Source organism: Paenibacillus glucanolyticus, from assembly GCF_037333485.1.
Classification (GTDB): Bacteria; Bacillota; Bacilli; order Paenibacillales; family Paenibacillaceae; genus Paenibacillus_AQ; species Paenibacillus_AQ glucanolyticus.
This window is the reverse complement of record NZ_CP147845.1, coordinates 6,318,674-6,341,534: the sequence shown is the minus strand read 5'-3', so window position 1 is coordinate 6,341,534 and position 22,861 is coordinate 6,318,674. Positions and strand designations below refer to the sequence as shown.

Here is a 22,861-nt window from a genome sequence, read left to right as displayed (position 1 = left end):
CTTAATGTAATCGTTTTATTGAAGCGCTTGCAGTCATTATACTAGTCTATATTGCTTATTTTAGCAACATATAATTTATGTAAATATTAAAATTTTATTTAACTGTTTAAAATTGCAACATATATAACGAAAAAAAGACGCAAACTTAAATTCATTCTTTAAGTTTGCGCCAAAGCGTGGCCCGATTAATCCCTAATCGTTCTGCCGCCCTTGATTGATTATTATTCTCCTCACGGAGTACATGTTGAATGATTTCTTTCTCGATCTCTTTTAGGGTTCCTTCAAGCTGGATAGGGTTTGAGGCAGAATGCCCATCCAGCAGGCGAGATAAGGTTTCGGCTGAAATCACGTAATCCGTCTCGTTCAGGGCCGCTTGCTTGATGAGCTGTTTTAATTGGCCGATTGTCATAAACGAAGCGGACTGCCGTATCAGCTGCAATGCGTCATCCTTTATTTTTACTGCATTGGTTCCGTATTTTTGATGGTATCGGCTTAGAAAATGCTGAATGAGCGAAGGGAGGTCATCCAATCGGTCAGACAGGGACGGCATGATGACTGTATTGAGCTGTATATGTCCGGTTCCGGCTTGGTCAAGCTGCTGTTCACTGAGCATGAATACGCCGATCTGCCTATGAAGGCAGGCCTGAACGAATGCAGCAAAACGAGGATCAGGTACGCTTTGTTCGATATGGATGAATTCCACATTGCGAACGTTGGACAACGGAATTTTCTCTAACTGATCCGGGGAGATTTGGGCCATATCGATCTGAAGCAGCAAGCCGCCGTCCGAGTACAACTGATGAAAATATTGAACAAGGAAGGACTTCCCCGTATCCTTCTCCCCAAGCAGATGAATGGGCTCATGGTGCTGATAGAGCGCTTGGATATGGTCCAATGCCCTGCGCATAGCGGGGGATTCCGCGACAACAGGTTCGGCTAGTGCTTCTTGATATGCCTTTACGCCTGTCTGCGCAAACGCATAAGGCTGTTCTTTTTCCAGCGTGTATACTTTATAACTTATATGATTCAAGGTTGTTTCATAAGCTGTGACCGCCAACTGGAAATCATCGACCATGAACATATTCTGAATTTTGGATTTGTGGAATTCCAGGCTGGTATTAGTCAGAAAAATATGATGGTCCGTCAAAGGGCTGTGGTCAAAATCCGTCAATCGCTCAAATATGACCTCATTCCGATCGTTCAGAATAACGAGATTGGGATGCTCCAGTGTAACGAGATCGTTCAGTATCATGGAAACGACGTTGCTTTTGCTGAGATAGCGATAGATAAGCTGGGCATCCTCCAGAGCTCTTATGATCGATTCTTTGCCTGAATGGATTAACAAGCCCTTTAAGCCGTATGCCTGGGCTGTATTCACGGTGATGACATCGCCGACAATCTGGCGGTAGCCGTCAGACTTCAGCTCCAGCAGTAATCTGGCAACGTCTTCGGAGCTATGGATGGTGTATACCTTTAATGGCAAATCCATCAGCTCAATAATCGATTGTGCGCCGGAAGTAATATTGGAAAAGCCCACGATGGCTGTTTTTCCGTTAAACTGACTCGCCAGCGTGAGAGAACGGATCATGTCGTATCCCGACAGGTGGATGTCAATGACGGGAATCGTGACGGCGTCCTTGATGCGCTGCGCCGTTCCGCCGCGGCTGATAATGACTTCGGCTCCGTTTTTCTCAGCATGGGCTGCCAGCTCAGCCCCTTTCATCAAATCGCCGACCGCATACTGAATGTCTAGTTCGGGAAAATGGGGAATACACTCTTGTATTACGGGAATCATCGCTTCATATGGAGCAATCATATGGACATGTATACTCATATTTATCCTGCCTTTTTGTATAAATCAATTGGCCGTGTACCTCGTTCTTGCGAGATGCAGGCGCGTACCTCCATTATAGCCAACTTATATCGGAATCGCACCCTGCAAGCATGGCGAATCTCCGCTGCTGGATATTGAACCTGTATGTTCATTACCCACATGAGGTCGCGGATGGGAATTTTTGTTCTTTTGCTTCGTGCTGGAATCTATTCTATAATAATAGGCTAATATAAACAGCGGTAGGAGGAACCAATGGATTTTATCAAAAATCAACTAGACGGATATGGCATGAGTGAACAGACCATTGTGTATCTTTCGAGTATGATCATGGTCTTATTTATCGCATTGATCTCAATTCTGGCAAATATCATAACTAAAAAAATCGTACTGAAGACGATTATACATATCGTCAACAGCAATCGCTACACATGGGACAACATCATTGTGGAGAAAAAGGTGTTCCACAAGCTGTCGCATTTGGTGCCGGCCATCATCATCTATTTCTCGGCATCCATCTTTCCCTCGTACCAGGTTCTGATTGAAAAAGCGGCCATGACGTATATGATTATCGTAACCATCATGGTATTTAATGCGCTGCTCAACGCCTTTGACGCGATTTATCGTTCGTTTGAAATCTCCAAGATCAGACCGATCAAGGGATACATTCAGGTGGCGAACATCATTCTGTTCATCATCGGCGGCATTGTGGTGATCTCGAACCTGATCGGTCAGAATCCGTTGATCATTCTCAGTGGGCTGGGTGCCTTATCGGCTGTTCTTATGCTGGTCTTCAAGGATTCCATACTAGGTCTGGTAGCAGGCATTCAGCTATCATCGAATGATATGGTACGCGTAGGCGACTGGATTGAAATGCCCAAATATAATGCGGACGGTGACGTCATCGACATTACCTTGAACACCGTAAAGGTGATGAATTTCGATAAAACGATCACGATGATTCCGAGCTATGCCCTCATCTCGGACTCGTTCAAGAATTGGAGAGGCATGCAGGTATCCGGCGGCAGAAGGATTAAGCGCAGCTTCTACATTGATACGAGCAGCATAAGCTTCTGTACTCAGGACATGATTGAGGAATTTCAGAAGATTCACTACCTTAGTGATTATGTCACGACCAGATTAAATGAAATTAACGCTTATAACATGGAGCATCAGATTAATACGGATAGCAAAGTGAACGGCAGACAGCTTACGAATGTAGGTGTGTTCAGAGAATATATCCATCAATATCTAAGAAATCATCCGAAAATTCATAAGGATATGACGCTGATTGTCAGACAGCTGGCACCGGGAGATAATGGACTGCCACTGGAAATCTACACTTTCACCAATGATATCAACTGGGCAGTGTATGAATCGATTCAGGCCGATATTTTTGATCATATTTTTGCCGTCGCCCCGACATTCGGGCTTCGTGCCTTCCAGAATCCGACGGGCCATGATATAGTCCAACTGAAAGAAAGTCCAGAGTATTCCCGAGGATATTGAGATACCAAAACCAAGATCGCAGATCGTCAAAGAGACATGTAAGCTTTAGGATAACGGTTTGCATTGTGTGCTGAAAATACAGCAGACGCCAGTCATCGACTGGCGTCTGTTTCTGTTTATGAAGGCTCTATCGCTGCATTACAGGTTCCAAATTCGGTGCAAAATCACCGCCGCTTCCGCGCGGGTAAGCGAGTCATGCGGAGCGATCTTGCCGTTCTTGCCGTTTACGATTCCGGACTTCACTAAGGCCGCAACGCTGTCCATGGCATAGCCGGAGATGCTTGCTGCATCCAGATACCCGTCCAAGCTTCCGCTGCCCTCGGCTTTCTTGCCGGCTGCAGACAATGCCCGTGCTGCCATCGACATCATATCCTGCCGGGAAATGGGGCTGTTTGGTCTGAAGGTCTGGTCCTTGAATCCATTCACGAGGCCAAGGGAAAGCGCAGTGTCTATGGCATCTCTGTAATAAGCGCTTGGCTCGATATCGTTAAAGGCAGCCGCAGGGTTTCCGCTGCTCTGCAATTCCAGAGCCCGAACCAACAGCGCTGCAAAGTCAGCTCTCGTGATAAAGGTCTCCGGGGAGAAGCTGCTCGCAGTTGTACCCTTGATGACATCGCGTGCCGCCATGTGCATAATGGCATCCTTCGCCCAAGGGACGCTTGCCAGATCTCCGAACGCGTGGGACACATAGGCTACCGCGAAGGTGCTAAAATGGGTTGTATGGAAAATAGCCCTGCCAGATCCCGCATCATATCGGCTATTTGGAATAGGATGAACCTTGCCATTGCCATCGATATACCACACCACGATGTGATCGGAATGAATCCGTTCCGTCACAGCCGGCGCGTAAGGAATTTCTACTGTTACGGGTGCCTTGGGATTGTTCCAGTCGATGACATGGCCGCCTGCTAGCAGTTCCAGCTGGATCACCGGACGGGTGCCAACCCGTTCTATGTCCGCTGCGCTCATTGGGGCTGTAGAGGCTGTGCCGATGCGAACGGACACGGGCTCAGCGAGATCCGCTGTACTCGAAAGCATGTTGCTTGGAATATGAAGGACCGCGTGTTCGGTCTTCAGCAATAGCTCAAAGGCTTCCTGACCCTTCAAGCTTTGGCTAGGCAGCTGTATGTCGTATGAATCGACATCGTTCTGTTGGGTCACCTCAACAATAATCTGTTTCTTGCCGTTGACCATTTGAGCAGCTTGCTCAAGTGCTTTCTTCAGGAGGTCACTGGAAATGACAGCCACTGCGCGTCCGCCTATGACCTTCACTTCCGCCTTGATGGTTACTACGCCATTTTCGCTCACAGAGATGCCGGATGGGCTGCCGGCACCATTGCTGCTATGACTGCTGCTGCCGCCACTGTTATTCTGACCACCGCTGCTGCCGTCCCCGCTGCCGGGGCCATTCCCGCCTGGACTTCCGGGTTTGCCGGTAAGGGTCAGCACGCCGAATATGGATGGATCCTGATAACCGTTGCCGGTTGTATCATTCCAGGCAGCTACACTTTGGCGAGCGCCGCTCTTGGCGTCGTTAATTTGCGAGTCGAAGCCGATTTTGACTCCGTTTGCCGGAGTGATCGCTTTGAGCGGAATCTTCGCTTCCACGGTATAGTTGGTGCCTGATACCTGCGTTGCCGATACGAAGCCTTCGGCGATTTTCAGTGGGCTGAATGAAGTTTCGTTGTCGAAGTTGATTCGGTACTGCCCGTCGTCATCTTGGTAAAATGTCGTTTTTGCATTGTTTTGGTCCACGAAGATTTCGACGGAGTCCTGCTCCCAGACGTTGGTGCTGGATTTATCCAGCTGCGCGTCGCTAACCTGAATCAGTACGTACAGATTGTGTTCATCCCAGAGCGCTTTTGCCACGCCGGTCGCACCTTGCCAAGCCATCTGATACCGATTGATCGGCATGGCGGGAGCCTGATTCCACAGGGCATCGATGGTCCCGTCGATGGTAGGTGTACCATACGCCGCACTGGATTGGTTGACATTCTCCGAGCCGGGCTGATGTTCTTCGATAAAGGTGTCAGGATCAATGACGCCGTAGTAGGCAGGCTTGGCCTTAAGGTTCTTATCAAATAACAATGGATTGGATGAAGCCCGCCAGCTTGTGCTATCGTCCATCCCCCAGAAGGTCACGCGGCTGATGCTGTCCGCATGGTCCCGGAAGATCTTCATCAATTGGGCGTATAAATAGCCCTGTTTATTCGCAAGCGGCTCGGGAAGCTGGTAGTCGCTTCCTGCGGTGATGTCCAGCTCGCTGATGGTAACCTCTACACCCAGGGAGATAAACTTCTCCAGGGACCGCTTTACATTTTCCGGATTTGTGTTGATGTTGTAGTGCCCTTGCATGCCGACACCGTCAACCAGCAATTTACCTGGGTGAGTTTCTGCATATTTGTCGTTCATGGATTTTACCATGTTGTAAATGGCAGTAGCTTTGTTCTGGTTATCTTCGTTGTAATCGTTGTAATGAAGCTTGACATCCCACTCGGGATGATCATCCAGCACTTCCCTTGCCGCAAGGAAGGCCTGCTCGACATAGTCCGGTCCAATGGCTTGATACCACGGGGATTGGCGGAGCGAAGCTTCCCAATCAGCCGGATTTGGCGGATTGTCGTTCATTGCTTCATTGACAACATCCCAGGAGATGACCTTGTCGCCAAAATGCTCCATGACGGTGCGGATATGCGTCCGCAAATTCTCAAGTGCTTCATTGCGGCTTAACGGCACAGAGTTTCCTTGTCCGTCCTGCGCCGTATTCATCCACGCCGGTGATTGCTGGTGCCAGACAAGCACGTGTCCGTGCATCTGCATATTTTCTGCCAGGACTTTATCGACCATGGCGTCCGCTGAGCTAAACGTAAAATTGCCTTTTGTCGGCTGCATCGCATCCGGCTTCATCGCGTTGCCTGCCGTGGCGACATTGTGGTGCATGGATAACAGCTCAAGTCGCACACCTTCCAGATCCTCCGCCGTGATGGCATTGCCGATCAGGAATTCGTTCTGATACGCCTGCTTGATGGGAATCAAGTCCTTCTCGATTTCGACGGGGCCCGCGCTTGTTGCTGTAAAGCTGATGTCGTCGATATAAAAGGATGCAGACCCGTTATTCGAGCTTTCTACATAGATGGTTAAGTATTCGTCCCCCACACTGTTATAACGGTAAGTTCCTTCAAATTGAACCCATCCGTCGCTGGTACTGATCGTCTTGGGTGCCAGAGTTACATAATTCGCACTGCTTCCAGAGCCAACCTGGGTGGACAGCTGAAGCTGTGAGCTGGCGGGCTCGATCAATTTGACCCATGCTGATATTTTATATTCGCTGCCCTTATTTACGTATTTCTCCACTCGCAATGAAGGGCCATGCCATGAGGTTGTCCGGCCTTCGACTTTCAAAGCGTACGAGCCGCCCTCCGTATGGTTGGCTTCCTCTGTTACGCTCAGCGTTTCGGTGCCTGCCCTGCCTTCAAAGCCGCCTGTCGTTTGGTTTTCAAAGTCGATGGTGGTGAAAGGCAGGGCGGGGTCTCTCGGTAATTCCTCCTCACCGCCGCCGGGAGTCACTTTCTTGGTAATGCGTACATCTCCGAGGTAAAACGGAACGGCCTTCCCTTCATCGTTGGATTGAATCCGCAGGGCTGAATCCGTCCTGGTATTGACCGTAAATTCCTTGCTAAGCACGGCAGCGCTTCCGGCTGTAAAATCCTTGCCGTCCAGCCAGCCGTAGCTGTTTACCGTTTGCAAAAACGCTTGTGCGCCGCTTGGCACGATCACGTCTGCGTCCACGTAGACGGATGCGGTTACCGTATACGTCTCGCCATTCTTCAAGCCGATGTCGGCATATTTGAAGTCAACGGCATCCCAGTTGTTTGCTCTATTGCTCACATACAGAGCTCCGCCGTCATCATTCCCTTCAAACGCTTTGTCGGCAACGTGCGTTAAGCTGGCACTGCCAGATTGCACGGCTTTTCCAACTCCGGTCTCAAAGCTTTCATGATATACGGTCTCGATATTTAGTGATGCCTGTGCATCCGCGTTTACGTCCGAAGCATACCAGCCTGAAGGTATGAGCAAAGCTGCCGCGGTCATCATCGAGATGACTTGTTGGGTCCATTTATTCATTTACTGTCCTCCCTTTATCGTGATGAATGAATTAATTTAAGCGCTTACATAATGTGGTGAGAGACCTCCTTTCCTTTTCCCAATTTTATCATCCGGCAGGAGTGCGAGTCTTATTGTAAATTAAAGATGATCCTTTGCTTTTTAAATATCTTTTGCTGCCATTTCCCCGATCCGATTGCCACACAGGCCGGATATGATATACAGTAGGACCAAGTACCTGCTCACGATTCGTGAGCTCTCCAAATAAGCTGAATATGGGAGATTGGAATGAATAACAGGCAAAAAGAGATTTTTCGCAATTTGTTAATGGAACCGAACCGGTTGTGGCTCGTGCAGGATCTGGCGGATCAGACCGATTGCTCGGAGAAGACGATCCGAAACGATCTGAAGGTGATTGAAGAATATATAGTTACGCACTCCGGTGGTCATCTGGTGAAAAGGCCGGGACTTGGCATCTATCTGGAGATCAGCGAAGCGGATCAGGCTGATTTATTCCACCGCTTATATTCCAACGAGAGCACCACCGGCGATGAATCCGATGAGGAAAGGGTGCTGCACCTGGCATATCGGCTCTTGATGAGCGCGAAACCCGTAACGCTGCAGAATTTGGCTTCCCCATTTTACGTGAATAAGGCGATTATCCGCCGGGATATGGAAAAGATTCAGAACTGGCTGCGGAGCTTTGATCTGAGCTTGGTGACCAAGCAGCGCGTGGGCTTCATGATTGAAGGCTCGGAGAAGAACAAACGGACGGCACTGGCACGGTTGAACCAGTTGATCAACCGTCCCGAGTTAACGGGACAGATGATGCGCAACCAGTATGAACCGCACGAGATTGCAACCGTATACAATGAGTTGAAGGTTTTGCAACAGCAGCATCAGCTTCGCTTCACCGATGAAACCTTTGAAAGCCTGATGCTGCATATTCTGCTCATGGTCAAGCGGACCAAGCTGGGACAGCCGATCTCGCTTTCCGGGCAGGATATTGCCTTTTTGGAGAACAAAGCGGAGTTTGCATGGGCGATAGGCTTTTTGAAGCAGCTGCAAAAGCTGTTCGCGGTCCCTTTTTCCAAGGAAGAAACGGCTTATCTTACCCTGCACCTGCTTGGCGGGAAGTTCCGATACAGTCAGGAGGATGGGGGCGTTGGACGGAGCGAGCTGGCGGATAGCCACCCCCTGTTGCCCCAATTGGTTGAGCAGCTGATTCAGCGAATGTCGGAACTGAATATGATCCCGTTTTCCAAGGACCAGGTATTATTGAACGGGTTGAAAGTGCATTTGTACACAACCATAAATCGTCTTGAATACGGTCTGGCTGTGTCCAATCCGATGCTGGCCGAGATCAAAAGGATGTATCCCTATATGTTCGATCGGGTCATTATCGCACTGGAAGAGGTAGGGGGAGCGCTCCATCTGCACTTTCCCGAAGAGGAGGCCGCCTATTTGACGCTGCACTTTCAGGCGTCCGTGGAACGGCTTCACCAGAATGAGAGTCACCCTCAGAAGGTGATTATTGTGTGTCACATGGGCGTTGGAATGTCACAATTGCTTCTAGCGAAGGTGGAACGGAGATTCCCGTCCGTGCATGTGGAGACAACGATGTCCAGAGCGGAGGTTGAGGATTATCTGGCAGCTCATGAGGTGGATCTTGTTATTACGACCGTTGAGCTGCCCGAGTTAAAATCACCTCATATCCTCGTCTCCCCTCTGCTCGAGGCGAATGATGAACGGAAGCTGGAGCAGGCGATCCGCCGGCTTGATGAGCCGGACAGCCGAACGGCTGAGGAATCGGTTTTCTTGAAATATACGACACCTTTTCTTGTCTTTCCTCAGCAGGAGGCAGAGCGTCCAGAACAGTTAATCGCCAAGTTTGCGCTCATGCTGGAGGACAAAGGGTATGTCGAGGCAGGGTATACGAAAAGCGTGCTGGATCGTGAACACATGTCGGCTACGACGATAGGGGGCGGCATTGCCATTCCACATGGCAGCTCGGAGTGGGTCAAACAGTCCTGCATCGCTGTTGTTACTCTGAAGCAGCCCATCACCTGGGGAACCGAGAAGGTAGAGCTTGTGTTCTTGCTTGCGATTAAGCATGATGAGCGGAAAGAAATGCGACAGCTGTTCAAAGAATTGTCGCGGATCAGTGAGCAGCCGGCATTGGTCAGTGTGTTGGCTAAGGAGACCGATGCGATTCGATTGCTGAATACGTTAAAAGGGTAACATGAATAGTAGTGTTTGTGATGATGAAGCAGGGCGTATACGTCCTGCTTTTTACATTTTTTTCGGGTCCCGGCAAAGTATTTGGAATAAGCGGCGTAGCATAGGCTCCACTTTGCGGGATATTTTATTGCGAAATAAACCTGTTTTTCCGGAAGTTCCGGTAAAAAGTTCGTCCGATAACAGCGTTTTCAGCGTGTACACTATAAATGTAAGCGGGAACATGACAGGAAAGAAGGGGAATGACGATCATGAAAATATTAGCGATTACCTCATGTCCTAACGGAATTGCACATACGTATATGGCCGCTGAGAATCTGCAGAAGGCAGGCGCGAAGCTGGGCGTTGATCTGAAGGTTGAGACTCAGGGCTCCATTGGCGTGGAGAACCAATTCACGGAGCAGGATATCCGTGAAGCCGATGGTATTATCATCGCAGCGGATAAAACGGTGGTGAAAGACCGGTTTGTGGGTAAAAAACTGCTTGTTGTTGGGGTGCAGGAGGGTATCCGTCGTCCGGAAGAGCTGATCCAACGGATGATGAGAGGGGATGTGCCCGTCTATCAGGCACAGTCCAAGTCTGTTGAAGATACAGGAGAGAACAAACCGAAACAAAATCCGATCTACCGTCACTTGATGAACGGTGTATCCTATATGGTACCGTTTATCGTGATCGGCGGGCTGCTCATTGCGATTGCACTGACGATGGGCGGTGTGAAAACGCCGGGCGGTCTGGTTATACCGGAAGGCTCGATCTGGAAAACGATTGAGAGTATCGGCGGGGCTGCGTTTACCTTCATGGTTCCGATCCTGGCCGGATTTATCGCAATGAGTATTGCGGACAGGCCGGGCCTTGCACCAGGTATGGTCGGCGGGTTCATAGCTGCGAACGGCAGCTTTTACGGAAGTGAAGCGGGAGCTGGATTCATCGGGGGGATTATTGCCGGTTTCCTGGCAGGTTATGTTGCACTTGCGATTAAAAAGATCAAGGTTCCCCGGTCGTTGCAGCCGATTATGCCCATTATCGTTATTCCGGTGCTGGCTTCACTGGTTGTAGGGTTAATCTTCGTCTTTGTGATTGGTGCTCCGGTTGCGGACCTGTTCGAAGCGTTGACCGCATGGCTCGCGGGAATGCAGGGCACAAGTTCGATTCTGTTAGCGCTTATTCTGGGCGCGATGATTTCTTTTGACATGGGTGGGCCCGTGAATAAGGTTGCGTTCCTGTTCGGCTCGGCTATGATCGGTGAAGGAAATTATGAGATTATGGGCCAAATTGCCGTTGCCATCTGTGTTCCTCCGATTGCGATGGGACTGGCAGCCATGATGAACAAAAGGAAATTTACGCCTTCGGAACGTGAAGCTGGGAAGGCAACCTTTACGATGGGACTGTTCGGTATTACCGAAGGAGCGATTCCATTCGCTGCGCAAGATCCGCTGCGCGTCATACCGAGTATCATGGTCGGTTCGATGACAGGTTCGGTAATTGCGATGTTTGGCAGTGTCGGTGACAGCGTAGCCCATGGCGGTCCGATTGTAGCCGTACTTGGTGCCGTTGATAATGTGTTGATGTTCTTCATCGCGGTCATGGTCGGCGCAGCCGTATCGGTGATGATGGTAAGCCTGCTCAAGAAAGATGTGGCAGCTGTGACGCCGGCAGCTGTTGGAGGAGGAGCGGCTGGTAATCCTGCCGGATCAGGTGAGGGATTGACAGCAGACGAAGACGCAGGTGCAGGTGTACCTCTGGCTCGGAACTCAGCTGAAGTGTCCTCGATCGAGAGTAATAAGGGGACAGTAACGGAACCACCTGTTATTCGGGTTGAGAAATTGACGGATATTGTAACACCGGAGCTTATAAATCTGAATCTGGTTGGAACGACACAGGATGCCGTTATTGACGAAATGATCGGGATCTTGGAGCGGAACGGGTCGGTACGCGCTGATGGAGATTTTAAACAGGCCATTTTAGCCCGGGAACAAGAAAGCTCCACCGGCATCGGCCTGAATATTGCGATCCCTCACGGTAAATCGGATGCTGTCCTGAAACCAAGCGTGGTTTTTGGCATCAAACAGGATGGTGTGGATTGGAAGAGTCTGGACGGCAGTGAAGCCAAACTGATCTTTATGATTGCCGTGCCGCGGAATAGTAAACAGAATGCGCATTTGAAAGTGCTGCAGATGCTGTCCCGCAAGCTGATGGATGATGATTTCCGAGAAGCGCTATTGGCGGTGACAACGAAGGAGCAAGCCTATCAATTGCTCGATCAGGTGCATTAATTCAAGAAGCTCAGAGACTTTACCGAATGATTGGTTGGGCGTTTCGTTTCGGCGGCAGCCACGAAGCTAGACTTATAGCTGAAGGATAATGGATGAACCGCTGGAGTTACAATAAGCCAGTCCCGCAAGAAATGAGCGGGACTGGCTTTAATTTTGCATAGGCTGTGACCGGATGTTATCCGATGTATTCTATTCCACCAGAACGCCATCGATGAACGTCATGGTTTTATCTTTGAATACAAGAATAAACGTGTTCGAATAATCCGTATCGTTGTTCATCTCTGTACCCAGCATAATCTCATCGCCCACATCATCAAAAGGATTATGAAGCACGCCTTTAGGGGTGTAACGAGTTTCGTAGCCGATTACATTGTCATTCTCATCATAGATAAATTTGCTATTGCCCGAGAACACCAAGTCCTGGCCGTTCTTCTTCAGAGATAGGTGTACCTCCAGGCGACCATTCACTTTCTGATGAACGATATCTACATCCTGAGATGACACCGTAAAGCCGATGGCAAACAGCTTAATAATGGCAGCCACCAATATGAGCACCGCCAAGATAGAGAGAAGGAGTGTTTTTCTGTTCTTTTGCTTCACCTTTTTCAAAAAGTTGATGTTTTCAACCTCTTCTTTATCCATGACGGGCACGGAGAGATCCGTTGGTTTGGTCATTTCCTTGTAATACTGGAGGCATTCTTCGCACGTTTGCAGATGCTTTTCGATTTCTTCGTTACTGTGCGAAGAAGTTAGTTTCTCAATATAGGAGGGTAACAAGTCCCGAGCCATATCGCATTTCATGACATTCTTCCTTTCATCAATTTTTGTTTTCCTCTGTAGAAGGTAACTCTGGCCCACGTTTCGTCTCTGCCCAGAATTTCGCCGATTTCCCGAAAGCTGAATTCTCCGGTCATGCGCAGATACATGACTTCTTTTGTATGGGGATCCAGTAAATGAAGCTGTTTGAACAAGTCCATTTTCTCTTGAGCCAGAATGAACTGAGATTCTGTGGAATGGGAGGATTCGGATAAGGAACTGTCTTCCAACGGGTCAGCCTTTCTCTTGTTCTGCTTGTCCAGCTCCTGGTACCACACATGCTTAGCTATCTGACAAAGCCACACGTACACTTTGCACGTTCCATCGTATCTATGTATGGATTTTATAGCTCTATAAAAAGTTTCTTGTGTGATTTCTTCGGCCAGCAAGTGATTGTGGCAAAAACTGAATACGAATTTATATACTTGGGTCGAATATTCCCTGTATAATTCATCGGTGTCTTGCATCTGTTCGCCTCCCCAAACTATATATCCGTAAATCATGATAAACGTTACAACAGGTTTAGGAATATTTTTGTTTTACGCAAAAATATGATTACAAAGAGTAATTTCGTCGTAGTATTACTAACTATAATAGAAATAGAGCCCTCACCGCGGGAACGGTGAAGACTCTAAAGTTCAGGATCAAAGGCTGTGAAACCCACGGCGTGCGTTTGAGACATAATTTAATCATCTAACGACAAACCACCGTAAACAGGCTCCAACCTTAGACGGTGGTTTTTGCTTGTTTAGCTTCCGACGAATCCATCGATACAGCTTCCGCACACTGAGCACCCAGAAAGGAAGGAGTTTATGAATAAAATGGTCACCTTAAGAATACCGTTGTTTTTGTTTGCTCTTGGTGTTTCTTTATTCTTATCTAACTTTGTTAAAGAAAGTAGTGCCAGTAATCTTGTTTATTTGGTGATTCTTATATCATTAATTGTTATCTTTGAAAAAACAAAGTTAAGCGAGAAAAAGGTTCATATTCTGTATGGTGTTTTAATAGGAATATCTGGTTTAGCAATTGAATTTTTATCTGAACCAGGAGACTACCTGCAATTTCTTAGTAATGGGTTGTGATTTCCGCCATCGGAGATGGGATTCTTAATCGTTGTATTTTGTCGTACTTCCAATATGGAGGTTGTACGTTGTTAAAAGTTAAAAAACCAATTGAGCTTAATGCCAATGGCAAAAAAGAGGAAAATCCAGCCCCATAAAATCAATAGCCGAAAAGGCCGGGGGATAAGCAAGTACTCAGAAAACAGCCTGGAGATGATCTTCAAGGGAGTGCCTCCTTTTATTGAAAGCAGATTATATTAAGGTACTATATAGACTGAATTTTTGATTTACATGCGGACACACAGCCGATTGATGACCTCCATGGACTTGGCATTTACACGTTTCATGAAGGCGGCTACGTTGATGCGAATGTGATAAAACTTCTTGTAAAATACGTTATGAATTACATCGCTTTTCAGCCACTTCCATAAGCCTTCAATCAAGTTCAGATCCGGGGAGTATTTCGGCAGAAAAACGAACTGCAACCGTTTATGTTTTCGCAAGTAGGCTTGTACTTGAGCGGAACGATGAATTCGGCCATTATCCAGAACCATCACGATTTTGCCTTCAGGATATGCCTCCAGCACAGCATTAAGAAACTGGATAAAAGCAGGAGCATCATACCGCTCGCCGTCACGGTAAAGCACGTGTCCGGTCTCATAGTTCAATACGCCAAACAGCTTCGCACCTTCATGGCGGCCATAAGTCGGAACCTTTCGCTGCTGCCCCACAGGGAACCAGTTATATTGCAGCGACTGATACGCACGAATCATACATTCGTCTTCAAACAGCAAATGGTCGATCTCTTGGTTCATCAGCTTTTTTTTAGTGCGGGAAAGGTCACCGACTTGAACGCTTCCTGCTCCGCAGGATCGGCTAACTCCATCGTATAGGTCGCTTTGGTATGGCTGAATCCGAGCCGGTGCAGCAGGACGGACATTCCTTTTTCCGTGTAGCTTTCGCCGAACTCTCGTTCGACATAGAGCATGGCCAGTTTTAGAGTCCAGGTATACTTGGCCTCGATCCCTACGTCGACCGGGCGTTTGTTAGCAACTGTGTCTGCCAGAATCCCCTCTTGCTCGTCAGTAAGACGGCGAGGTTTGCCAGGTGAATGGCCCATCGCCAGACCTTTGATTCCATCACGCTCAAAACGATGAATGTATCCGGCGGTAGTTTTCTCTGTACGTTTGATCATCTTCGAAATGTCTTTAATTGTGTGGCCCTCAAGGCGGTGGAGAACTGCCAAATAACGTTCATACATCCGTTTGTCGGAAGTTTCACGCAACGCCAGTTCAACTCGATGCTTTTCATCAGTGATTGTCATAAGATCACGTCCTAAAATGGTTATTTTCCTTTTATTACCCCACTTAGGAACGCATGATTTGTCAAAATGCAGTTCATTAATTCAGTCTATATAGATCCATTCGCAGTTATATTCTCAAAAAAAGCGTGCCAATCCAATCAAGATAAACGTTATACCTTCAAGTATACCAGCTTCACCATTCGATCGTAATTATTTTATTTGCAAGAAATAGGATAAGAATTTCCTTACAAGAGTTTTTTACATATTCATATACAGAATTTGTTACTATGATAGTGAATAGATGTCGATTATTTATTAGGAGGGAATCTATTGAGCACAGAGAGATTAGGAGTTCCTTTGGAAGGCTTTGCTGAATTCAGCCGAAAAGTCTCCGCCGAAGGTGCCGTACTGTTACAGAATGAAGGACAGGTGCTTCCTCTTCAAGCACACGATACCGTATCTGTTTTTGGCAGAACGCAGATTAACTATTACCGCAGCGGTACCGGTTCGGGAGGGAGTGTTCATGTTTCCCATACCACGAATCTGCTTGACGGACTTCGGGATAAGAAAAGCATTGCGATTAACGAGGAATTAGCAGCTGCCTATGAACAGTGGATTGAGCAGAACCCCTTCGATAATGGCGGTGGTGGCTGGGCGGCTGAGCCGTGGCACCAGAAGGAAATGCCTCTAACGGATGAACTGGTATCCGCAGCAAGACATATATCCGACAAAGCGATTGTCGTAATCGGCCGCACCGCGGGAGAAGACCAGGATAATGCCGACGAGTCCGGCAGCTACCAGTTAACGGCAGAGGAACAAGCGATGCTGAAGCAGGTGACATCATATTTTGATAAGACCGTTGTTGTGTTGAATGTATCCAACATTATTGATATGAGCTGGATGAATGATGAAGGTTACGCACACCCGATTTCCAGTGTCATTTACGCTTGGCACGGTGGCATGGAAGGTGGCAACGCGATTGCGGACGTATTGGTCGGTGAGGTGACCCCTAGCGGGAAGTTAACCGACACCATTGCTTATTCAATCGAGGATTATCCATCCACCCGTAACTATGGCAATGAACAGAAGAACCTGTATCAGGAAGACATTTATGTAGGGTACCGTTTTTTCGAAACGTTTCGACCCAGCCAAGTTCAGTATGAGTTCGGCTTCGGATTGTCCTATACCGAGTTCGAAGTTGCCCTTGAAGAAGCCAAGCGAACGGTCAAAGATAGTGAAGAATCCATTGAAGTCCGTGTAAACGTAAAAAATACAGGGTCCACCTATGCAGGTAAAGAGGTCTTGCAGGTTTATTACGAAGCGCCGCAAGGAAAGCTGGGTCAGCCCGCCAAAGTGTTGGCCGCATTCGGTAAGACGCGGGAGCTCCAACCGGGTGCTTCGCAGCAGCTTACGATCAGCTTCCCGGTTCATGCAATGGCTTCTTATGATGATGCCGGTGTGACGGGGCGGCCTTCCGCGTATGTGTTAGAAGCCGGGATCTATAACTTGTACGTGGGAACCAGCGTGAGAAGCGTGGAGCCCATCGGTATGGAGGGTCACAGCGGCTACGTGGTGGATACGCTTCGAGTGGTGGAGCAGCTTCAGGAAGCCATGGCGCCAACGGAAAGCTTCACAAGAATGAAGCCGGGTGCCCGCAAGGATGACGGCTCCTATGAACTGATCTTCGAGGAAGTTCCGCAGCGCAAGGTATCCATGGCGGACCGGATCCAGCATAATCTGCCCGCTGCCTTGGAGCAAACGGGTAATCGCGGCTATACATTGAGGGATGTCTATGAGGGCAAAGCCAGCATGGAGGACTTTGTCGCTCAGCTTAGCGACCAGGATCTCGCGGTGATTGTCAGAGGGGAGGGCATGAGCAGCCCGCTGGTGACAGCGGGAACGGCCTCCGCATTCGGCGGGTTAAGCGACAGCTTGCTCGACTACGGAATTCCGGTGGCTTGTACGGCGGATGGCCCGTCCGGGATTCGGATGGACAGCGGACAGCAGGCCACACAGGTTGCGATTGGCACACTGCTCGCAGCGACCTGGAATACGGAACTGGTCGAAGAGCTGTATGTTATGGAAGGCCGGGAACTGCTCAGTTACAACATTGATGCGCTGCTTGGACCGGGACTGAACATTCGGCGGAGTCCGCTGAATGGACGAAACTTCGAATATTTCTCGGAAGATCCGCTGATCTCCGGGGCATTTGCTGCGGCGTGCACGCGCGGGATTATGAAGGGCGGCTCCAACGCTACCCTGAAGCATTTTGCCTGCAATAATCAGGAAAAACATCGGAGTAAGGTGGATGCGATTGTGTCCGAACGAGCCCTTCGCGAGATTTATTTGAAAGGCTTCGAAATTGCGGTGAAGCAGGGCGGGGCGAATTGCATCATGACCTCCTATAACCCGATTAACGGGCACTGGGCAGCATCCAACTATGATCTGAATACTACGATCCTGCGCGGGGAGTGGGGTTTTCAAGGCATCGTGATGACCGACTGGTGGGCCATTATGAATGATGTGGTAAACGGGGGTCCAGCTGATCGAAAAAATACGAACTGGATGATCCGGGCGCAAAATGATCTGTACATGGTGGTCATGAACTATGGCGCGGAAATCAATGCGTGGGAAGACAATACGCTGGAATCCCTCGAAAATGGTACGCTTACCCGTGGGGAGCTGCAGCGCAGCGCGATGAACATATGCGAATTTCTGATGCACGCTCCGGTATTCTCCAGGAAACAGGTGAAGGAGGAGGCCGTTGGTGCTTTTAAATCCAATCGTTCCCTCTCGCCGGAACAGGCTCAGACCTTATCCGGGAATATGCAGGTGAAGCCTGCCGCAGGCGGATCGACTTATGTGAACGTGGAGGAGCCTGGCGAATACCGCATCATTGTACGTATCATGTCGCCGGAATCCGAGCTGGCGCAAAGCGCGTGCAACGTGACGCTGAATGATCAGCCGGTGACAACGATTCAAACGAACGGCACGGACGGCAGATGGATCAAACAGAAGCTCGTCAAAGTCCGGTTGGAGGCCGGTAATTATGAGATGAAGCTGGATTTTGTCAAACCTGGCCTACAGATCGATTGGATTGAATTTAAACGGGTTTAGACAGCATCGTTGGCAAAACGCTGCATGATCTGTATGCCATTGTCTTTGTGAAATATTTAGAAGTCCGCTCGAGGAGCGGGCTTCTTCTTCATCTTTAAAACGATGTTTACCTTATTTATTTACGTTAATTGTGCAGATGTTATTGGAAATGATTTATCATTTGCTATTTCCTGACCCTTGGGGTATAATAAGTTTATTGGGATTTTGACCTGGGATTCACATATTGCAGAGGGTTATTATTTTGATTATTAACCTTGTTCAATATGTGAATTTTTTGTTTTTTAACCAAAATGAGAAAATCATATAAATTTAGGAGGTGTTTCTATGCAAACAGGAACAGTGAAATGGTTTAACGCAGAAAAAGGATTTGGCTTCATCGAGGTTGAAGGTGGAGAAGACGTATTCGTACACTTTAGTGCGATCACAGGTGACGGTTTCAAGTCGCTGGACGAAGGACAACGCGTTGAATTTAACGTAGTCCAAGGTAACCGCGGACAGCAAGCCGAGAACGTTGTAAAACTGTAGATTTCTGAAAGGATCCCCAAACGTATCGTTTGGGGATTTTTTTATAAAAGGCAAGCTTTGTAAAAGGGCAATGAGGGCGTTAAAAATGTAGCTAAGGGGGAAATTCAATGTCTTACTCTTGGAATAGACCACTGGAAAATTTGCCAGAAGAGTTGACCGCCATTTGGTCCTGTACGAAGGAAGGGTGCAACGGTTGGATTCGAGACAGCTTCTCGTTCAAGGAAGTTCCCGTTTGTTCACAGTGCGCGTCGTCCATGGTCAGCAGCAATAAGATTTTGCCGATACTCGTTTCGTCCGATCAGCAAATCAAACTTTACCGCAAGAATCAGCGCAAGGATACTAAATCGTAAGAGGCAGGCTCCTGCAATTCCGATAGAAGATGGTTTGTTCGTTTCATTAGTTAAGTATAAGAAAGGTTGAGAATCTCATGCAGGTATTCGAGGATTGGAATCTAAAGGTGAAGAAAACGTTTAATGCGACAAGCAACGAAGTGGTATTAACCGTTTCTGAAGCAGGTAATTTGTTAGGTCTGTCTAAGGATCAAATGAAAAGCTATGTCGATCAGAATAAGCTAACCAAAGTTCCGATCATGCGAAGCGTGCATCGATACCTTTTGTTGAAGAGTGAAATCGATCAGATTATGAAGAAACGATAAGCCGATATGGAAGGGCATCCTCAGGGATGTCCTTTTCTTTAATTTCACGCTACTTAATGAGAAATGAATCCAGAGTGAATAAGTCCGAAGGTCAAAAAAGGTCAGACGAAAAGATCAAACTAAATTACCCACGTAAATTGGCTGAAAACGCGTTATTTTGGTCTGTTTTCCTTCTAAATCGGTTTTGGCATCTACGTTCTCCCGGCATATAATAAAGGCGTAAGGTCAAACAAGGTCAAAGAAAGGGGAAATAGATGATGTTTGAATTGATTCCTTTTGGGAAGCGCAGAGAAGATGCCTTCGGTCAGCTGGTGAAGTCGTTTCATGATGCCTTTAATGATGACGTGTTTGCGCCGTTTAAGGGCTCGATGATGTCCTTCAAGACGGACATTAAAGAGAGTGAGCAGGCTTATCTGGTTGAGGCGGAGCTGCCCGGTTTCCAAAAAGAAGACATCGAAATCAGCTACGCTGACCCTTACTTAACGATCAAAGCCGTTCGCAAGGAAGATCACAGCGTAGAGGATACGGACCAGCACATCGTCCGGAAGGAACGCCGTTATGGCGAGTATGTCCGCAGATTTTACGTTCAGCAGATTGCGGAGGACCAAATCTCGGCATCGCTGAAGGATGGGGTGCTTAAGCTTGAAATACCGAAGCAGCCTAACTCCGGTAAGAAACGCATCCAGATTCGGGATGATATCTAATCCTATACGAACCCTCCGATCCTTAGGGTCGGGGGGTTCTTTTCTGTGATTAATAGTTATAAATTTACATATATTCCATCGAATTTCGGCAAATGAAACCTTTCGTCGGTACATAGGGTATTATAGGATAAATGTAAACTTTTCGAGGGGGAAACTCATGATGGGAATCTTATCGAGGTTTAAGGATGTTATGATGGTCAACGTGAATTCATTGTTGGAACGGACCGAAGATCCGGAGAAAACAGTGGACAGTTATATGCGGAGCTTGAGCAGTGATCTGGGCAAGGTGAAAGCGGAGACGGCCTCCGTGCTATCGGATGAGCGCAGGGCAAAGCGGGCGCTTGATGAGTGCAGCGCCGAGATCAAGAAGCTGCAGCGATATGCGGAGAAGGCTGTGGAAGCGGGGAACGAGGACGATGCCTTGAAGTTCCTGCAGAGAAAAGCGGTGCAGGCTGAGAAGCTGGACGATTTGCAGGCTGCATATGATGCCGCTTCCTCAAACGCCGCGAATATGAAGCGAATGCAGGATAAACTTGTATCGGATATGAGCCAGCTGGAAGCACGCCATGCCGAGCTGAAAGGGAAAATGACCGCTGCCAAGGCTCAGCAGGAATTAAATTCCCGCTCTTCCTCGGGTGGCGCGAATTCAGCCTTTCATTCGATGGAAGAGAAGGCGAGCCGCGCGCTGGATGAAGCGATCGCCTTGGCTGAGCTTCGTGCGGGTGCTAAGGAAGATGATCTGGATGATCTGATCGCCGAATTGGAGAAGAACATGGAGAAGGGCGTAGCCGGTTCAACCAAGGCTCCCCATGCCGTGGATGAACTGGAAGCCATGAAGGAAAAGCTGAATAAGAAGGACTAACCATTTCTTTGTTATTGAGGTGAGCAGATGCCGGTTATTGAATACAAATGCCCCAATTGCGGCAGTGGCATGGTTTTTGACGGTAATACAGGGAGGTTATCCTGCCCAAGCTGCGGTAGAAAAGACAATATCGAGCAAATCCCGGATCCCCTGAAGAAGCAGGTTTTTATCGAGGACGAGGTGAAGGAGTATCATTGCAACAGCTGCGGGGCTGTCATCGTGACCGAACCGGAGACAAGTGCAACGACCTGCAGCTTCTGCGGTTCGGCCGTTGTGCTCAGCGATCGATTGAGCGGTAATTTGGCTCCGGTGATGGTGATCCCTTTTTCGATTACGAAGGAAGAGGCCATGAAGGCTTTCAAGAAATGGTGCAGAAACGGCCTGCTGACGCCAGGCGGGTTTATGACCGCGGATCGCATCAAGGGCATTACGGGGATGTATGTGCCCTTCTGGTTGTATGAACTGCATAACCGGGTCGAGGTTCATGCCCGCGGTACGAAGGTGAGAACCTACACGAGAGGCGATTATCAGTACACGGAAACGCAGCATTTTGATATCTATCGGAAAATTCGCCTGAACTATGTGAAGGTGCCAATTGACGCTTCGGAGAAGATGAACGATGAGTTGATGGATAAGCTGGAGCCATTTCCCTATCAGCAGCTGAAGGAGTTCAAGACGCCGTATCTTGCCGGTTACATAGCGGAGAAATACAGTCAGAACGACGAGCAGCTCTATCCACGCGCCAAAGAAAAAATCAGCTCCTACATTGATTCCTATATTTCGACAGCGGTGTCAGGTTATACAACCGTGAGTTACACCAACAAACAGATCGATACAACTTTAAAACAAGCCGATTATGTGCTGCTTCCGGTATGGATGGTTCACTATGACTACAATAAATTCGAGCATACCTTTGCGATGAATGGTCAGACGGGTAAGGTCGTCGGCAAACCGCCGATCAGCAAAGCCAAGGTGGCTGCATGGTTTGCAGGCATTTCTGGCGTCTCCTTGCTATCATTGAAGCTAATCTCCTGGGCGATGGGGGGAGGGTTCCTGTGAGAAGACGATATACGTTATGGGCGGTCTTATTCTTACTGGCTGTATATTGGATGGTTCCCGCCGGTGCAGTGGCAGCTGCGGATATGAAACCGTTGATCTTCGATGAAGCGAATCTGCTTAGTCCGGAAGAACGCAATGAGCTGAATGCAATGGCGAATGAGTACGGCGCAAAGCGCGAGACGGACTTTATGATCCTTACGGTTAACAGCGTCCCCAATGACGATTATGAGTTATGGACGGAAAATTTTTACGATGAGTATGCACCCGGGTATGACAAGCCGCACGGCAATACCGTCATTTTGACCATGGTCATGAGTGCTCGTGATGGTACTCGGAACGTGCATTTGGAAGGTTATTATAAGGCTGAGAAGTATCTGGACTCCGGCAGGCTTACGAAAATACGCAGCAAGATTACACCCGATTTATCGAATGGTGATTATAAACAGGCTTTTGAAAAATACATCAAAACCGCTCACCGCTATATGGGCTTTGAGCCTGGTGTGAACCCGGATAATGTCCTGTTTAACATTTGGTTCCAACTTGGCAGTGCCGCTGCCATCGGCGCAATTGCCGTAGGCATCATGGCTTACCGCTCCGGCGGCCGTGTGACGGTCAACCGTCGAACCTATGAGGATGCCAGCACATCGGGAATCATGGATCATCAGGACCGATACATTCGAACAACAACAACGAAGCGGAAGATTGAGCGCAACACGGGCGGAGGTTCGGGTGGCGGAGGAGGCGGAGGCGTCACCAGGGGTGGGCATTCGCACAGCAGCAGCAGCGGGAAATTTTAATGGAAGG

The 22,861-nt window shown here is 48.4% G+C and carries 17 protein-coding genes and 1 pseudogene; 12 read left to right on the top strand and 6 right to left on the bottom strand.

Annotated features, from left to right (window positions below; genetic code table 11):
• Positions 1-151 precede the first annotated feature (151 nt).
• Positions 152-1,834 (bottom strand): sigma-54-dependent transcriptional regulator, encoded by a 1,683-nt coding sequence (locus WDY75_RS29125; RefSeq protein WP_063478343.1) that lies wholly within the window; start codon positions 1,832-1,834, stop codon positions 152-154.
• Between the two features lie 252 nt (positions 1,835-2,086).
• Here WDY75_RS29125 and WDY75_RS29120 point away from each other — a divergent pair, with 252 nt between their 5' ends.
• Positions 2,087-3,340, top strand: coding sequence for a mechanosensitive ion channel family protein (locus tag WDY75_RS29120; protein WP_006207686.1), 1,254 nt, complete (start codon positions 2,087-2,089; stop codon positions 3,338-3,340).
• Between the two features lie 138 nt (positions 3,341-3,478).
• Here WDY75_RS29120 and WDY75_RS29115 read toward each other — a convergent pair whose 3' ends face one another.
• The gene (locus tag WDY75_RS29115) at positions 3,479-7,465 is read right to left on the bottom strand and encodes an endo-1,4-beta-xylanase (RefSeq protein WP_063478344.1); all 3,987 of its coding nucleotides are present in this window, start codon (positions 7,463-7,465) and stop codon (positions 3,479-3,481) included.
• Between the two features lie 267 nt (positions 7,466-7,732).
• Between WDY75_RS29115 and WDY75_RS29110 the strand changes: the two genes are divergently transcribed.
• Both WDY75_RS29110 and WDY75_RS29105 read left to right on the top strand, forming a co-directional pair.
• Positions 7,733-9,685: a BglG family transcription antiterminator gene (locus tag WDY75_RS29110; protein WP_063478345.1), complete on the top strand. Its 1,953-nt coding sequence runs from the start codon at positions 7,733-7,735 to the stop codon at positions 9,683-9,685.
• Positions 9,686-9,933: 248 nt separating this feature from the next.
• Complete coding sequence (locus WDY75_RS29105) at positions 9,934-11,955, top strand: fructose-specific PTS transporter subunit EIIC (protein WP_063479727.1); 2,022 nt, start codon at positions 9,934-9,936, stop codon at positions 11,953-11,955.
• Between the two features lie 189 nt (positions 11,956-12,144).
• Here the strand turns inward: WDY75_RS29105 and WDY75_RS29100 are convergent, their stop codons facing one another.
• Both WDY75_RS29100 and WDY75_RS29095 read right to left on the bottom strand, forming a co-directional pair.
• Positions 12,145-12,756, bottom strand: coding sequence for a zf-HC2 domain-containing protein (locus tag WDY75_RS29100; RefSeq protein WP_006207688.1), 612 nt, complete (start codon positions 12,754-12,756; stop codon positions 12,145-12,147).
• Positions 12,753-13,238, bottom strand: a complete 486-nt coding sequence (locus WDY75_RS29095) for an RNA polymerase sigma factor (RefSeq protein ID WP_006207689.1) — start codon at positions 13,236-13,238, stop codon at positions 12,753-12,755. The genes WDY75_RS29100 and WDY75_RS29095 overlap by 4 nt, the downstream gene beginning before the upstream one ends.
• A 345-nt stretch (positions 13,239-13,583) precedes the next feature.
• On the opposite strand from WDY75_RS29095, the gene WDY75_RS29090 reads away from it, so the two are divergent.
• Complete coding sequence (locus WDY75_RS29090) at positions 13,584-13,853, top strand: hypothetical protein (RefSeq protein ID WP_040680145.1); 270 nt, start codon at positions 13,584-13,586, stop codon at positions 13,851-13,853.
• Positions 13,854-14,119: 266 nt separating this feature from the next.
• Here WDY75_RS29090 and WDY75_RS29085 read toward each other — a convergent pair whose 3' ends face one another.
• Together WDY75_RS29085 and WDY75_RS29080 are read right to left on the bottom strand one after the other, a co-directional pair.
• A complete protein-coding gene (locus WDY75_RS29085; RefSeq protein WP_231888103.1) occupies positions 14,120-14,839 on the bottom strand; it encodes an IS630 family transposase in 720 nt (239 codons plus the stop codon).
• Positions 14,740-15,093: pseudogene (locus tag WDY75_RS29080) on the bottom strand (helix-turn-helix domain-containing protein); the annotation flags it as partial. The gene WDY75_RS29085 and the pseudogene WDY75_RS29080, both read right to left, overlap by 100 nt.
• Positions 15,094-15,465: 372 nt before the next feature.
• Between WDY75_RS29080 and WDY75_RS29075 the strand changes: the two are divergent.
• The 8 genes from WDY75_RS29075 to WDY75_RS29040 all read left to right on the top strand — a co-directional run bounded on the left by WDY75_RS29075 (position 15,466) and on the right by WDY75_RS29040 (position 22,854).
• Complete coding sequence (locus tag WDY75_RS29075) at positions 15,466-18,252, top strand: glycoside hydrolase family 3 C-terminal domain-containing protein (protein WP_063478347.1); 2,787 nt, start codon at positions 15,466-15,468, stop codon at positions 18,250-18,252.
• A gap of 324 nt (positions 18,253-18,576) precedes the next feature.
• The gene (locus WDY75_RS29070; protein ID WP_006207692.1) at positions 18,577-18,777 is read left to right on the top strand and encodes a cold-shock protein; all 201 of its coding nucleotides are present in this window, start codon (positions 18,577-18,579) and stop codon (positions 18,775-18,777) included.
• A 107-nt stretch (positions 18,778-18,884) separates the two neighbouring features.
• Entirely contained in the window at positions 18,885-19,127 is a 243-nt protein-coding gene (locus WDY75_RS29065; protein WP_006207693.1) for a cold-shock protein, read from the top strand.
• A 77-nt stretch (positions 19,128-19,204) separates the two neighbouring features.
• A complete protein-coding gene (locus tag WDY75_RS29060; RefSeq protein ID WP_006207694.1) occupies positions 19,205-19,432 on the top strand; it encodes a helix-turn-helix domain-containing protein in 228 nt (75 codons plus the stop codon).
• 257 nt (positions 19,433-19,689) lie between these two features.
• Positions 19,690-20,136: an Hsp20/alpha crystallin family protein gene (locus WDY75_RS29055; protein ID WP_006207695.1), complete on the top strand. Its 447-nt coding sequence runs from the start codon at positions 19,690-19,692 to the stop codon at positions 20,134-20,136.
• 160 nt (positions 20,137-20,296) lie between these two features.
• Positions 20,297-20,998, top strand: a complete 702-nt coding sequence (locus WDY75_RS29050; RefSeq protein ID WP_197477141.1) for a PspA/IM30 family protein — start codon at positions 20,297-20,299, stop codon at positions 20,996-20,998.
• A 27-nt stretch (positions 20,999-21,025) separates the two neighbouring features.
• Positions 21,026-22,057 (top strand): TFIIB-type zinc ribbon-containing protein, encoded by a 1,032-nt coding sequence (locus WDY75_RS29045; protein WP_063478349.1) that lies wholly within the window; start codon positions 21,026-21,028, stop codon positions 22,055-22,057.
• Positions 22,054-22,854, top strand: coding sequence for a TPM domain-containing protein (locus tag WDY75_RS29040; RefSeq protein ID WP_063478350.1), 801 nt, complete (start codon positions 22,054-22,056; stop codon positions 22,852-22,854). The genes WDY75_RS29045 and WDY75_RS29040 overlap by 4 nt, the downstream gene beginning before the upstream one ends.
• Positions 22,855-22,861 lie beyond the last annotated feature (7 nt).

Excerpts from the sequence above, each read along its gene's own strand:
- WDY75_RS29125 (WP_063478343.1), bottom strand. The coding sequence starts at position 1,834 with ATGAGTATACATGTCCATATGATTGCTCCATATGAAGCGATGATTCCC.
- WDY75_RS29120 (WP_006207686.1), top strand. The coding sequence starts at position 2,087 with ATGGATTTTATCAAAAATCAACTAGACGGATATGGCATGAGTGAACAG.
- WDY75_RS29115 (WP_063478344.1), bottom strand. The coding sequence starts at position 7,465 with ATGAATAAATGGACCCAACAAGTCATCTCGATGATGACCGCGGCAGCT.
- WDY75_RS29110 (WP_063478345.1), top strand. The coding sequence starts at position 7,733 with ATGAATAACAGGCAAAAAGAGATTTTTCGCAATTTGTTAATGGAACCG.
- WDY75_RS29105 (WP_063479727.1), top strand. The coding sequence starts at position 9,934 with ATGAAAATATTAGCGATTACCTCATGTCCTAACGGAATTGCACATACG.
- WDY75_RS29100 (WP_006207688.1), bottom strand. The coding sequence starts at position 12,756 with ATGAAATGCGATATGGCTCGGGACTTGTTACCCTCCTATATTGAGAAA.
- WDY75_RS29095 (WP_006207689.1), bottom strand. The coding sequence starts at position 13,238 with ATGCAAGACACCGATGAATTATACAGGGAATATTCGACCCAAGTATAT.
- WDY75_RS29090 (WP_040680145.1), top strand. The coding sequence starts at position 13,584 with ATGAATAAAATGGTCACCTTAAGAATACCGTTGTTTTTGTTTGCTCTT.
- WDY75_RS29070 (WP_006207692.1), top strand. The coding sequence starts at position 18,577 with ATGCAAACAGGAACAGTGAAATGGTTTAACGCAGAAAAAGGATTTGGC.
- WDY75_RS29065 (WP_006207693.1), top strand. The coding sequence starts at position 18,885 with ATGTCTTACTCTTGGAATAGACCACTGGAAAATTTGCCAGAAGAGTTG.
- WDY75_RS29060 (WP_006207694.1), top strand. The coding sequence starts at position 19,205 with ATGCAGGTATTCGAGGATTGGAATCTAAAGGTGAAGAAAACGTTTAAT.
- WDY75_RS29055 (WP_006207695.1), top strand. The coding sequence starts at position 19,690 with ATGTTTGAATTGATTCCTTTTGGGAAGCGCAGAGAAGATGCCTTCGGT.
- WDY75_RS29050 (WP_197477141.1), top strand. The coding sequence starts at position 20,297 with ATGGGAATCTTATCGAGGTTTAAGGATGTTATGATGGTCAACGTGAAT.
- WDY75_RS29045 (WP_063478349.1), top strand. The coding sequence starts at position 21,026 with ATGCCGGTTATTGAATACAAATGCCCCAATTGCGGCAGTGGCATGGTT.